This is a genomic window from Streptomyces sp. NRRL F-5727, from assembly GCF_000719555.1.
Classification (GTDB): domain Bacteria; phylum Actinomycetota; class Actinomycetes; order Streptomycetales; family Streptomycetaceae; genus Streptomyces.
In genome coordinates, this window is record NZ_JOGX01000104.1 from 1 (window position 1) to 13326 (window position 13326).

Annotated in this window: 13 protein-coding genes and 1 tRNA gene; 13 read left to right on the forward strand and 1 reads right to left on the reverse strand. The window is 73.7% G+C overall.

Annotation, left to right across the window (positions count from 1 at the left end; all coding sequences use genetic code 11):
* The first annotated feature begins 56 nt into the window (after nt 1–56).
* The 12 genes from IF73_RS0135735 (at nt 57) to IF73_RS0135790 (ending at nt 11502) form a co-directional block, all read left to right on the forward strand.
* Nucleotides 57–836 (forward strand): GntR family transcriptional regulator, encoded by a 780-nt coding sequence (locus IF73_RS0135735; RefSeq protein ID WP_031015362.1) that lies wholly within the window; start codon nt 57–59, stop codon nt 834–836.
* 133 nt (nt 837–969) lie between these two features.
* Nucleotides 970–2091, forward strand: coding sequence for a TIGR03364 family FAD-dependent oxidoreductase (locus IF73_RS0135740; protein ID WP_031015364.1), 1122 nt, complete (start codon nt 970–972; stop codon nt 2089–2091).
* A gap of 5 nt (nt 2092–2096) precedes the next feature.
* On the forward strand, nt 2097–2780 hold the full coding sequence (locus tag IF73_RS0135745; RefSeq protein ID WP_031015366.1) for a phosphonatase-like hydrolase: 684 nt from the start codon (nt 2097–2099) through the stop codon (nt 2778–2780).
* The gene (locus tag IF73_RS0135750) at nt 2777–3829 is read left to right on the forward strand and encodes an ABC transporter ATP-binding protein (protein WP_031015367.1); all 1053 of its coding nucleotides are present in this window, start codon (nt 2777–2779) and stop codon (nt 3827–3829) included. The genes IF73_RS0135745 and IF73_RS0135750 overlap by 4 nt, the downstream gene beginning before the upstream one ends.
* On the forward strand, nt 3822–4682 hold the full coding sequence (locus tag IF73_RS0135755) for a 2-aminoethylphosphonate ABC transporter permease subunit (RefSeq protein WP_031015369.1): 861 nt from the start codon (nt 3822–3824) through the stop codon (nt 4680–4682). Before IF73_RS0135750 ends, IF73_RS0135755 begins: the two co-directional genes overlap by 8 nt.
* Nucleotides 4669–5466, forward strand: coding sequence for an ABC transporter permease (locus tag IF73_RS0135760; protein ID WP_031015372.1), 798 nt, complete (start codon nt 4669–4671; stop codon nt 5464–5466). Before IF73_RS0135755 ends, IF73_RS0135760 begins: the two co-directional genes overlap by 14 nt.
* Before the next feature lie 14 nt (nt 5467–5480).
* Nucleotides 5481–6539 (forward strand): 2-aminoethylphosphonate ABC transporter substrate-binding protein, encoded by a 1059-nt coding sequence (locus tag IF73_RS0135765; protein ID WP_031015375.1) that lies wholly within the window; start codon nt 5481–5483, stop codon nt 6537–6539.
* Nucleotides 6540–6671: 132 nt separating this feature from the next.
* Nucleotides 6672–8207, forward strand: a complete 1536-nt coding sequence (locus tag IF73_RS0135770) for an alkaline phosphatase family protein (RefSeq protein ID WP_031015377.1) — start codon at nt 6672–6674, stop codon at nt 8205–8207.
* Nucleotides 8208–8294: 87 nt separating this feature from the next.
* Nucleotides 8295–9074, forward strand: coding sequence for an HAD-IIA family hydrolase (locus tag IF73_RS0135775; protein WP_031015379.1), 780 nt, complete (start codon nt 8295–8297; stop codon nt 9072–9074).
* 74 nt (nt 9075–9148) lie between these two features.
* Nucleotides 9149–9736 carry a hypothetical protein gene (locus tag IF73_RS40775; RefSeq protein WP_031015381.1) on the forward strand — a complete coding sequence of 196 codons (588 nt, stop codon included), beginning with the start codon at nt 9149–9151 and terminating at the stop codon, nt 9734–9736.
* 2 nt (nt 9737–9738) lie between these two features.
* Entirely contained in the window at nt 9739–10389 is a 651-nt protein-coding gene (locus tag IF73_RS40780) for a class F sortase (RefSeq protein ID WP_031015384.1), read from the forward strand.
* 120 nt (nt 10390–10509) lie between these two features.
* Nucleotides 10510–11502, forward strand: a complete 993-nt coding sequence (locus IF73_RS0135790) for a glycoside hydrolase family 6 protein (RefSeq protein ID WP_031015386.1) — start codon at nt 10510–10512, stop codon at nt 11500–11502.
* A gap of 55 nt (nt 11503–11557) precedes the next feature.
* On the opposite strand, the gene IF73_RS0135795 is transcribed toward IF73_RS0135790, so the two are convergent.
* A tRNA-Lys gene (locus tag IF73_RS0135795) sits at nt 11558–11631 on the reverse strand.
* Nucleotides 11632–11814: 183 nt separating this feature from the next.
* Here IF73_RS0135795 and IF73_RS0135800 point away from each other — a divergent pair.
* Nucleotides 11815–13182, forward strand: coding sequence for a peptidoglycan-binding protein (locus IF73_RS0135800; protein WP_031015389.1), 1368 nt, complete (start codon nt 11815–11817; stop codon nt 13180–13182).
* Nucleotides 13183–13326: the final 144 nt, after the last annotated feature.

The window sequence follows — 13326 nt, forward strand, 5'->3', positions numbered from 1 at the left end:
GGGCGGGACACCCGCCGTACACCCTCCCGTTCACCCCCGTCTGCGACGATCCCCGGATGAACCAGCACCACACCCCGAGCATCCCCGGCGCCCCCGGCGCGCCCGTCCGTTCCGGTGTCCCGGAGCACGGCCGGGTGCCCAAGTACTACGCCGTGAAGGCGCGACTCGCCGTCCTCGTCGACGAGTTGGGAGAGGGCGACGCGCTGCCCACCGAGCGCGACCTCGCCGTCCGCTACGAGGTGTCCCGCGAGACCGTCCGGCAGGCCCTGCGCGAACTGCTCCTGGAGGGGAGGCTGCGCCGGCAGGGGCGGGGCACGGTCGTCGCCGGGCCCAAGCTGGAGCAGCCGCTCTCCCTCGCCAGCTACACCGAGGGCGTCCGCCGCCAGGGCCGTCGCCCCGGCCGCAGCATCGTCTCCCTCGACCGCTTCCCCTGCCCCGACGCGCTCGCCCCCGAGGTCGGCGTCGCGCCCGGCGCGCCCGTCTGGCACATGGAGCGGGTGCTGCTCGCCGACGACGAGCGGGTCGGCCTGGAGAGCACGTACGTCTCCGAGGCACGGGTCCCGCGCCTCGACAGCGACTTCGACCCCGACTCCTCCTTCTACGGCTACCTCCGCGACCGGCTCGGCATCACCTTCGGCGACGCCGACGAGCGGATCGAGACCGTCCTCGCCACCCCGCGCGAGGCGCTGCTCATCGGCACCCCGCCGGCCCTGCCGATGCTGCTGCTGCACCGGGTCTCCCGCGACGAGCAGGGGCGGCCGCTGGAGCGGGTGCGCACCCTCTACCGGGGTGACCGGTTCTCCTTCACGGCCCACCTCGGCCGCCAGGACGACTGACCGGACGGCCGGCGAGCAGACCCCCCGAACATCACGAGAAGATAACGGGTCTAGTCCAAGCTTGTCGGGCCGTTCACCGTCCCGTCGTCCGCGCGACCGGCCCGGGTCACCCGCCGCCCCGAGCGTGGACGGCATGAAGGTGATCGTCGTAGGAGCCGGCGTGGTGGGCACCATGCACGCCTGGCAGGCAGTGGAACGCGGCCACGAGGTCGTACACATCGAGCGCGAGGCCGAGGCGCGCGGAGCCTCCCTGAGGAACTTCGGCCAGATCTGGGTCAGCGGCCGCGCGGGCGGTGAGGAGCTCGACACCGCCCTGCGCGCCCGCGAACTGTGGGAGGGCGTCGGCGCCCGTGTCCCCGGCCTCGGCTTCCGGCCGATCGGCTCCCTCACCCCCGTCCGGGGCGAGCTGGAACTGGCCGTCGCCGAGGCGGCCGTCGCCCGCGAGGACGCCGCCGCCCGCGGCTACAAGCTGCTCACCCCCGACGAGGCCCGCGCCGTCAACCCGGCCCTGCGCGGCGCCTTCGACGCCGCCCTCTGGTGCGAGCGGGACGCCGCCGTCGAGCCGCGCACCGCGCAGCTCGCCCTCCGCGAGGCACTCCTCGCCACCGGCCGCTACACCTTCCTCCCCGGACGCGAGGTCCGCGAGGTCGTCGGCGAGCACGCCGTCCGCGACGACCACGGCGACCTGCACAGCGGCGACGCCGTCGTCCTGTGCACCGGCGCCTGGCTCTCCGGGCTGGTCCGCGAGGTCGCCGGACCGGTCCCGGTCCGCCGCGTCCGCCTCCAGATGATGCAGACCGCCCCGCTCGGCGAGCCGCTGACCACCTCCGTCGCCGACGCCGACTCCTTCCGCTACTACCCGGCCTACGCCTCCGGGGCGCTCGACGCCCTGAACGAGGGACAGGCGCAGGACCCCACCGCCGCCGCCCACCGGATGCAGCTGCTCATGGTGCAGCGCCTCGACGGCGGACTGACCATCGGCGACACCCACGAGTACGAGCACCCCTTCGCCTTCGACACCGTCGAGGACCCCTACGAGCACCTGGTCCGCGTCGTCGAGTCGCTGCTCGGCCGCCCGCTGCCGCCGATCCGCCGCCGCTGGGCGGGCGTGTACGCGCAGTGCGTGGACACCACCCGGGTCGTCCACCGCCAGCGGGTGCGGGACGGCGTCTGGCTGGTGACCGGACCCGGCGGCCGCGGCATGACCTGCTCGCCCGCCATCGCCGAGACGACCGCGAACGAACTGGGCTGGTGACACACATGACCGACCGCAGGCAGAACCTGATCGTCCTCGACATGGCCGGCACCACCGTCGCCGACGACGGCCTCGTCGAGCGGGCCTTCACGGCCGCCGCCGAACGCCTCGGCGAGGACCCGGCCACGATGATCGACCACGTCCGCGCCACCATGGGCGAGTCCAAGATCTCCGTCTTCCGCCACCTCCTCGGCGGCGACGAGACCCGCGCCCGGCAGGCCAACCTCGCCTTCGAGGAGGCGTACGGGGAGCTGGTCTCCGAGGGCCTGATCGCCCCGGTCCCCGGCGCCGCCGAGACCATCGGCGAACTCCGCGACCAGGGCCGAACCGTCGTCCTCACCACCGGCTTCGCCCGCGTCACCCAGGACGCCATCCTCGACGCGCTCGGCTGGCGGGACCTCGCCGACCTCACCCTCTGCCCGGCCGACGCCGGCGGCCGCGGCCGCCCGTACCCGGACATGGTCCTCACCGCCCTGCTCCGCACCGGCGCCGTGGACGACGTCCGGCGTGCCGCGGTCGCCGGCGACACCTCGTACGACATGCTCTCCGGCGTCCGCGCCGGCGCCGGGATCGTCGCCGGCGTCCTCACCGGCGCCCACACCCGGCCCGCCCTCACCGCGCACGGCGCCACCCACGTCCTCGGCTCCGTCGCCGAACTCCCCGCCGCGATACGGGAGTACGAGTCGTGAGCAGCGGCATCCGCTTCGACGGCGTCTCCGTCGCCTACGGCGACACCACCGTCCTCGACGCGCTCACCCTCACCGTCGAGACCGGCGAGGTGATGGCCCTCCTCGGGCCCTCCGGCTCCGGCAAGACCACCGCCCTGCGCACCGTCGCCGGCTTCGTCCGGCCCTCCGCGGGCCGCGTGTACATCGGCGACCGGGACGTCACCGACCTCCCGCCGTACAAGCGGGGCATCGGCATGGTCGTCCAGCAGTACGCCCTCTTCCCCCACCTGCGCGTCGACGAGAACGTCGCCTTCGGGCTGAGGGCGCGGAAGCACCCCAAGGCGGAGATCCCCGCCCGGGTCGCCGAGGCCCTGGAGATGACCGGGATGGGCGCCTACGCCAGGCGCCATCCGCGCGAACTCTCCGGCGGCCAGCAGCAGCGCGTCGCCATCGCCCGCGCCCTCGCGATCCGCCCCGACGTCCTCCTCCTCGACGAACCGCTCTCCGCGCTCGACGCCCAGCTCCGCTCCGGCATGCTCGCCGAACTGGCCCGGCTCCACCGCGAACTCCCCGACGTCTCGATCCTGTACGTCACCCACGACCAGGTCGAGGCGCTCACCCTCGCCGACCGGATCGCCGTCATGGACCGGGCCCGGCTCCAGGACTGCGGCACCCCGCAGGAGCTGTACCGGCGGCCCCGCACCGAGTTCACCGCCTCCTTCGTCGGCAACGCCAACCTGCTGCCGGTCCGGGTCGGCGCCGACGGCGTCGACTTCGCCGGCACCGCCCTGAAGGTCCCGGCCGGCGACGCGGCCCCCGGCGCCGCCGCCACCCTCTGCGTCCGCCCCCACCTCGTCGGCCTGGGCGACGGGCCCAACGCCCTGCGCGGCCGGATCGCCGAGGTCCAGTGGCGGGGCGCCACCCACCGGCTGTACGTGGACGTCGGCGGGCACCGCGTGAAGGCGGACGTGCGGGAGCTGCGGGACACGCCGCCGCTGGGCCAGGAGATCACGCTGCACTTCGCGCCCGAGGACGCGGTGCTGCTGGCCGCGGGGGTGAACGATGGCTAGCGCCCGGGCCGCCGCGCCGCCCGCCGTCACGGCGGGCCGCCCGGCCCGGAGCCGTACCGTCCCCGCCTGGGTCTGGGCCCTGCCGCCCGTCGCCGTCCTCGGGCTCGTCTTCCTCTACCCGCTCGGGCTCGTCGTCCAGGAGTCGCTGGCGCCCGGCGCCTACGCCGAGGTGTTCTCCTCCGCCTCCTTCCGGGACGCGCTGGTCACCACCGTGTGGCTCGCGGCCGGCGCCACCGTCGGCTGTCTCGTCCTCGGCTTCGTCCTCGCGCTGATCGTCGCCTTCGTGCCGTTCCCCGGGGCGAAGGCGGTCTCCCGGTTCATCGACGTCTTCCTCTCCTTCCCCTCCTTCCTCATCACCCTCGCCCTGCTCTTCGTGTACGGCACGGTCGGCATGGCCAACGGGCTGTGGACCGGCGCCACCGGCGCCGCCGAGGGGCCGTTCCACTTCCTCACCACGCCGTGGGGCGTCCTCCTCGCCGAGATCACCTACTTCACGCCCTTCGTGATGCGGCCGCTGCTCGCCGCCTTCTCCCAGCTGGACACCGCGCAGCTGGAGGTGGCGTCCTCGCTCGGCGCCCGGCCCGCGCGGATCGTGCGGCGGGTGATCCTCCCCGAGGCGCTGCCCGCCCTCGCGGCCGGCGGCAGCCTCGTCCTCGTCATGTGCCTCAACGAGTTCGGGATCGTCCTCTTCACCGGCGCCAAGGGCGTCACCACCCTCCCGATGCTCGTCTACTCCAAGGCCATCCTCGAATCCGACTACGCCGCCGCCTGTGTCGTCGCCGTCGTCAACGTCGCGATCTCGGTCGGCCTCTACGCCTTCTACCGGGTGGTGAGCAAGCGTGCTGGTGCATAGCCGTACCGGACGGTGGGGGTCCTGGCTGCTCTTCGCGGTCCTCTTCGTGCCGCTCTTCGCCGTCCCCCTCCTCGTCATCGTCGCCGCCTCGTTCTCGACGAACTGGTCCGGCGCCTTCCCCTCCGGGCCGACCGCCGAGCACTACACGGCGGCCGTCCGCGGCGAGTCCCTCCAGGCCCTGACCACCAGCCTCGTGACCGCCGCCGCCGCGAGCCTCCTCGCGCTCACCCTCGGCACCTGGGCCGCGCTCGCCGCCGCCGCCCTGCGCGGCAAGGGCCGCCGGGCGCTCGACGCCCTCTTCGTGCTGCCGCTCGCCGTGCCGTCGGTGGTGGTCGGGCTCGCCGTCCTGGTGGCCTTCTCCCGGCCGCCGCTGCTCCTCAACGGCACCCGCTGGATCGTGATCCTGGCCCACACGGTGCTGGTCACGGCCTTCGCCCACCAGTCGGTCTCCGCGGCGATCCGCCGCCTCGACCCGATGTACGAGCAGGCGGCGGCCGGGCTCGGCGCCCGCCCCTCGTACGTCCTGTTCAAGGTCAGGCTGCCCCTGCTGCTGCCCTCGCTGAGCGCCGCCGCCGGGCTCTGCTTCGCGCTGTCCATGGGGGAGCTGAGCGCCACGATGATGCTCTACCCGCCGGACTGGATGCCGCTGCCGGTCCTGGTCTTCACCGCCACCGACCGCGGGTCCCTCTTCACCGGATCGGCGCTGGCCGTGGTCCTCATGGCCACGACCCTGCTGGTCCTGCTCGCCGTCTCCCGTATCCGTACCAAAGCCTCGTACCGCTAGGAGAGAACGACGTCATGCTGACGCACGCCAAGCCGGTCGCCGCCGTCGCCGGAGCCCTCGCCCTCGCCGCCTCCCTCACCGCCTGCGGCGGTTCCTCCGCCGCCTCCGACGAGAAGGTCGTCACCGTCTACAGCGCCGACGGCCTCAAGGGCGAGAAGGGCGACGGCTGGTACGACAAGGTCTTCGCCGACTTCGAGAAGGAGACCGGCATCAAGGTGAAGTACGTGGAGGGCGGCTCCGGGGAGATGGTCCAGCGGGCCCTCCGCGAGAAGTCGAACACGCAGGCCGACGTGATCGTCACCCTCCCGCCCTTCATCCAGCAGGCCGGCTCCAAGGGCCTCCTGCAGAAGTACACCCCGAAGGGCGCCGACCAGGTCGACGGCGCCGACAAGGCCGCCGACGGCTCCTGGACCTCCGTCGTCAACAACTACTTCGGCTTCATCCACAACAAGAAGGAGCTGCCCGAGGCCCCCGGCACCTGGGAGGCGCTGCTCGACGGGAAGTTCGAGAACAGGCTCCAGTACTCCACCCCCGGCGTCGCCGGCGACGGCACCGCCGTCCTCATCAAGGCCATGCACGACTTCGGCGGCCAGGCGCCCGCCATGGAGTACCTGAAGAAGCTCCAGGCCAACAACGTCGGCCCGTCTTCCTCCACCTCCAAGCTCGCCCCCAAGGTCGACAAGGGCGAACTCCTCGTCGCCAACGGCGACGTGCAGATGAACTTCGCCCAGGCCAGGTCCATGCCGAACCTCGCCATCTGGTTCCCGGCCAGGGAGGGCGGCAAGCCCACCACCTTCGCCCTGCCCTACGCGGCCGGCCTGGTCGACAAGGCCCCGCACGGCGAGAACGGCAGGAAGCTCCTCGACTTCATGCTGAGCGAGGGCGCCCAGCGCGAGGTCAGCGCCGTCGGCGGCGGCTTCCCGGCCCGCAAGGACATCAAGGCCACCGACGCCAACGCCATCGAGCTGGCGAAGCTGATCGAGGGCGTCGAGATCTTCGAGCCGGACTGGGCCGACATCGACGAGAACCTCTCCTCCTACGTCGACGCGTGGAAGTCCGCGACCGGAAGCTGAGAGTTCACCGCACGTCCCCTCGACCCCCCGCGCAGATAGCGGAAAGATAACGGGTACGGACCAACGCCCCCGAGAACCGGGGGCGTTGGTGTGCGTCCGTCCCCTTCTCCCCCTTCCCCGGAGGACACCGACATGCCGATCCCCGGCATCTCCCGCCGCACCGTGCTCGCCGCGACCGCCGCCGGCACCGCCCTCGCCGCCACCGGTCTCGCGGCCGCCCCCGCCGCCCACGCCGCCGCCCCGACGCTCCCGAACGGCACCAGCGCCGACAAGGTCCTCGTCGTCGGCATGGACGGCCTGCGATACGACCGGATCGACGCCGCCAAGGCCCCCACCCTCAAGTCCCTGATGGCGAACGGCACCTACGGCCGCTCCCTGCTCTACGCCAACCCGATGGCCGCGACCTCCTCGGGCCCCGGCTGGTCGACGATCTCCACCGGCGTCTGGCCCGACAAGCACGGCGTCAGGGACAACACCTTCACCGGCAAGAACTACGCCAAGTACCCCGGCTTCCTGGCCCGCCTGCACCAGGTCCGCCCCGAGCTCTCCCTCTTCGCCGCCGTCGACTGGCCCGAGCTCGACACCCACGGCACCGTCACGCCCGGCGCCGACGCCAAGCTCGTCTACGACAACGACTACGTGGTCAACGACAAGCTGATCACCGACATCACCGAGTCCGTCCTCCGCGACCAGAACCCGGACGTCCTCTTCGTCTACTTCGGCGAGACCGACGAGATCGGCCACAACCACGGCGCCGCCAGCCAGAAGTACCTCGACGCCATCGACGTCCAGGACGGCTACCTCGGCCGCCTCCTCGCCGCGATCCGGGCCCGCCCCACCTACGCCTCCGAGCGGTGGACCGTCATCGTCACCACCGACCACGGCCACACCGACGCCGGCGGCCACGGCGGCTCCGCCATCGAGGAGCGCCGCACCTTCGTCCTCGCCCAGGGCCCCGGCATCGCCGCCGGCGCCCGCCCCGTCGACACCCGGCTCGTCGACGTCGCCGCGACCGTCTTCCGCCAGCTCGGCATCGTCCCCGACCCGTCCTGGGGCCTCGACGGCAAGCCGGTCCAGGAGCGCTCCACCGACCCCTTCGACACCCTGTACGGCTCGCTGGGCGGCCGGGTCGACGAGACCGGCATCCCCGCCGGCGTCCTCGGCTTCACCCACACCCCGCCCGCGGGCTGGTCCGTCGTCAACAACGCGATGGGCACGGGCGGCGTGACCGAGTGGCGCGGCTGGTCCTTCGCCACCGACGAGTTCTGGTCCCGCACCCAGCGCGACCAGTCCCGCGAGCTCAACGTCCGCGCCCGCGGCGTGTTCGCCGTCGCCGACTCCGACGAGTGGGCGGACAAGACCTTCTCCGGCGCGTACGACACCACCCTGGTCACCCCGGCGTACGCGGTCGCCGGCGCCGCCCGCGTCACCCTCGGCTTCACCACCCTCTACCGCCAGGAGGGCGCCCAGAAGGCCGAGGTCCTCGCCTCCTTCAACGGCGGCACCCCGACCGTCGTCAAGACGTACACCTCGGACGTGATCTCCCAGCCCCAGTCGCTCACCGTCGCCGTCCCCGCCGGCGCGTCGAACGTCAGCTTCCGCTTCCGCTACACCGGCGCGAACAACTGGTACTGGACGATCGACGGGGTCACGGTGACGGCTTCCTGACCTAGGCTGGGGGCGTCGCCACAGCGCTGTCGCGTCGCCCCCAGCACACCGCACGTTCCACGTCCGTACGGCAGGAGTCCCGCACCCATGGCAGAGCGCAAGCCGATCGAATCCTGGCTCACCGACATGGACGGCGTCCTCATCCACGAGGGCGTCCCGATCCCCGGCGCCGACGCGTTCATCAGGAAGCTGCGGGAGACCGGGAAGCCGTTCCTGGTCCTCACCAACAACTCCATCTACACCGCCCGCGACCTGCACGCCCGCCTCATGCGCATGGGCCTGGAGGTCCCCGTCGAGAACATCTGGACCTCGGCGCTCGCGACCGCGAAGTTCCTCGACGACCAGCGCCCCGGCGGCACCGCGTACGTCATCGGCGAGGCCGGCCTCACCACCGCCCTCCACGACATCGGCTACGTCCTCACCGACCACGACCCGGACTACGTCGTCCTCGGCGAGACCCGCACCTACTCCTTCGAGGCCATGACGAAGGCGGTCCGCCTCATCAACAACGGCGCCCGCTTCATCTGCACCAACCCGGACGAGACCGGCCCGTCCCTGGAGGGCCCGCTCCCCGCCACCGGCTCCGTCGCCGCCCTCATCACCAAGGCCACCGGCAAGGAGCCGTACTTCGCGGGCAAGCCCAACCCGCTGATGATGCGCACCGGGCTCAACGCGATCGGCGCCCACTCCGAGTCCAGCGCGATGATCGGCGACCGGATGGACACCGACATCCTGGCGGGCCTGGAGGCGGGCATGCAGACCTTCCTCGTCCTCACCGGCCTCACCACCGAGGCGGAGATCGACCGCTTCCCGTTCCGCCCCTCGAAGATCGTGAAGTCGATCGCGGACCTCGTCGACCGCGTGTAGCGCTCACGGAGCGTCGCCCCTGCGGATGCGGGAACGCCCGAACCGGGTGACCCTGCCAGTACCAGGAGGTCACCATGCGTTCAGGTCCCATCGCTCTCCGTGCCGCGGGGGCGGCGCTGGCTCTGGTGCTCGCCCCCGCGGCCGGCACCGCCGTCGCCCACGACGGCGTCCGGGCCGGCGTCACCCCGGCCACCGCGGCCCCCGGCGCCGACATCGACGTCCGCGTCCAGGGCTGCAAGGGCACCACCGGCGCCGCCAAGTCCCCGGCGTTCGTCGCCGACGCCGAGCTCACCGGCCGCGACGGCGGCGCGTACGCCCTCTTCGGCGGCGCCACCGTCCGCACCGGACTCCAGGAGGGCACCTACAAGGTCTCCGTCACCTGCGACGGCCACGACCACCCCGACGTCGGCACCCTCACCGTCCGGCACCACCAGGAGCCGCCCGGCCGCCAGGAGCCCAGCCACCGCCCGGCCCCGGTCGCCCCGGTCCGCGCCGGCGGCGGAGGCACCGCCGCGTTCGCCGCCCCCGCCGCGCCCGGCGTCGCCCAGACGGCGAGCGGCGACGGCCTCGGCACCCCGTACACCCTGCTCGGCCTCGGCATGGCCGGCGTCGCCGCCGTCGCTGTCGCCTTCCGGAGCTCCCGCCGCCGGCGTACGGACTAGGCGTGGCCGCGTCGAGCCGCCCGGTCACCGGTGTGGCCTGGGCGGTCCTGCTCCTCGGGCTCTGGGTGTGGGGCCAGGACACCGTCCACGGCCCCGGCGGCAGCTCGGCCCCCACGCACGGCGACATCGCGGCGGTCGGCCGCCCGCTGGGCGTGGACCTGCCGCCGTCGCGGGCGCCGATACCCAGCGCGGCGGAACCCCGCCGCGTCCAGCTCCCCGCCCTCGGCATCGACGCCCCCGTCGTCCCCCGGGGCCTCGACGCCACCGGGGCGGTGGACCCGCCGCCGTACGAGCTGCCGCACACCGTCGGCTGGTACGGCCCCGGCACCACGACGCCCGGCGCGGCGGGCCCCGCGCTCCTCGTCGGCCACGTCGACACCGACACCCGCCCCGCCGTCTTCTACCACCTCAGCGCCACCCGCCCCGGCGAGACCGTCCGCGTCACCCGGACGGACGGATCCGTCGCGGTCTTCACCGTCGACGACGTCCGCGTCGTCCCGCGCGACGCCTTCGACCCCCGCGCCGTCTACGGCCCCCGCGACCCGTCCCGCGCCGAACTCCGCCTCATCACCTGCGGCGGCACCTTCGACCGCGCCACCGCCACCTACACGGCCAACGTCGTCGTCTCCGCCTACCTGACCTCGGCGGAGTAACCCCGCCCTCCGCCGGTCCGCGGGCGGGGGCGGGGCGGTGGGTCGTGCCTCGCGGCTCGCCGGGTGGCGGCGTGTCACGATGGGCGCCACTCCGTCGAACCGACCGCGCCCGAGGCCCGTATGCCCGCACGCCCGCCCGCGCCCCTCGCCGCGGCCCTCGCGCTCCTCGCCGCCACCGCCTGCGCGGCACCCACACCGGCACCGGCACCGGCCCCCGCCCCCGGCCCGGCGGCGGGCGAGGTGCCCTACTGGGTGAATCCGGACAGCAGGGCCGCCCGGGCCGTCGCCGCGCACCGGGCGGCCGGGCGGAGCGCCGAGGCCGCGCTGCTGATCCGGATCTCGACCCGGCCGGTCGCGGAGTGGATCGGCTCCGACCGTCCGGAGGCGGAGGCACGGGCGGTCACCGAGGCGGCGACGAAGGCCGGCCTGGCCGCGCTGCTCGTCCTCTACGCCATCCCGAACCGCGACTGCGGGCAGCACTCGGCCGGCGGCGCGCGGGACGGGACGGCGTACCGCGCCTGGGTGGACGCCGTCGCCCGGGGGATCGGCGGGCGGCGGGCGACGGTCGTCCTGGAGCCCGACGCGGTGATGCACGCGCTCGACGGCTGCGCCGCCGGGCAGCGCCGCGACGAGCGGTACGCCCTGCTCAAGGCGGCCGTCGACCGGCTGAAGCGGCAGCCGCAGGTCACCGTCCACCTCGACGCGGGCAACGCCGGCTGGGCCGCCCCGGAGCGCCTCGCCGCACCGCTGCGGCAGGCCGGCGTCACGGCCGCCGACGGCTTCGCGGTGAACGTCTCGAACTTCCGCACGACCGAGGAGAGCGTGGCGTACGGCCGCCGGCTCTCCGCCCTCGTCGGCGGCAAGCCCTTCGTCGTCGACACCAGCCGCAACGGGAACGGCCCCCACCTGGCGGGCGACCCGGCGGAGAGCTGGTGCAACCCGCCGGGCCGGGCGCTCGGCACGCCGCCGACCCTGCGCACCGGCGACCCGCTGGTCCGCGCGTATCTGTGGATCAAGCGGCCCGGCGAGTCGGACGGCGAGTGCGGCGGCGGGCCGAAGGCGGGGGAGTGGTTCGACGCGTACGCCCTGGAACTGGCCCGCAACGCACGGTAGTTGAGGTGCGGAAACAAGAAGGCCCCTCGCTCTCGCGAGGGGCCTTCCCTGTCGGTGCGCCGCCAGGGACTCGAACCCCGGACCCGCTGATTAAGAGTCAGCTGCTCTAACCAACTGAGCTAGCGGCGCCTGCTGACAGAGATAACTCTACCCGACCTCCAGGGGTGCTCCTGACCAACGGCGACCGTCTCCGGCCTGTCGGATGGTCGTATCAGGCCGTTGATCCGTCAAAATGCGATTTGTCCAGACAGTTGAGAAACTGGCGCCCGAAACAGAGGCCCAAAAGATCTTGACGAGTGTGGAGGGGATCGCATGAGCGTGCCGGTCTTCGAGGAATTCGAACCCGCGCCCGACTGTGGCTGCCCGGGCTGCGCCCGGCACCGCCGTGACCTCGCGCTGGGCCTGCCGGTCCGCGCGGGCGGCCACCCGGCGGCGCACGGCGCCCGCCGCGCCCTGGTCCTGGTGACGGCGGCGGGCGCCGTCCTGGGCGGCGGCGGGGCGGGCGGCATCGCCGCGGCCGTCGCCCCCGCGGCCCCGGTCACCCCGGCGGACGCCGCCGACGCGACGGAGGCCGCCCAGGGCTCCGACACCCCGCAGGGCGGCCGCGCCCCGCTGCACGGCCCGCCGGCCGCGCAGGGCGACGGCGGACCCACCCCGGGCGCCGTCCCGACGACCAGTCAGATCTCGACCGAGACGCTGCGGAGGACGACCCGCACGGAGATCATCAACCGGGCCAAGCTGTGGGTCGCGGCCCAGGTGCCGTACTCCATGGAGAAGTACTGGTCGGACGGGTACCGCCAGGACTGCTCGGGCTACATCTCGATGGCCTGGAACCTGCGCAGCAACGAGTGGACCGGCAGCCTCGACCGCTTCGCCGTCCGCATCGACCGCACCGAGCTCCAGCCCGGCGACATCCTGCTCTTCCACAACCCGGCCAACCCCACCCGCGGCTCGCACGTGACGATCTTCGGCGGCTGGACGGACTACACCCACACGTCGTACATCGCCTACGAGCAGACCAAGCCGCGCACGCGGAAGCAGGCCACGCCCCTGGCCTACTGGGAGAACTCGAACCGGTACGTGGCCTACCGCTACAAGGGCCTGGCCGGTGGCGACACCGGCGCGGGCGGCGGCCAGACGGCGCCGGGCGGGACCGCGTACCCGGGCGGCGCGAGGTTCGGCCCCGGCGCGAACAACGCGTACGTGACGCGGCTCGGGCAGATGCTGGTCGCCCGCGGCGGGAAGCAGTTCTACGCCCAGGGGCCCGGCCCCCGGTGGGGCGAGGCCGACCGCAGGGCGACCCAGGCGTTCCAGCGCGCGCAGGGCTGGAAGGGCAAGGAGGCGGACGGCCTGCCGGGCCCGCACACCTGGCGGCTCCTCGTCTCGGGCGAGGGCCGGGACATCGGCGGTTCGAGTGGTTCGGGCGGTCCGAGCACAGATGCGAAGGGGTTCCCCGGGCGTGGCTCCTTCCGTCCGGGCCAATCCAACGCATATGTGGAGAAGCTGGGCAAACAACTGGTGAAGCGGGGCTTCGGCAAGCACTACCTGTCGGGACCCGGTCCGCGCTGGACGGAGGCGGACCGCCGCAACGTCGAGGCGTTCCAGCGGGCACAGGGCTGGCGCGGCGCGGCGGCCGACGGCTACCCGGGCCCGGAGACCTGGCGGCGATTGTTCCGATGACCCCGAGACAAGAGGTGGACCCCGAATGACGGCAGCGAACCCGAACGACTCCGGCGCGGCGGCCTCGCGCGACGCGGCGAGAACGGCCCGCCGCCTCACCGACGGCACCCTCCCCCGCCGCCCCACCCCACCCCGGGCGACCCC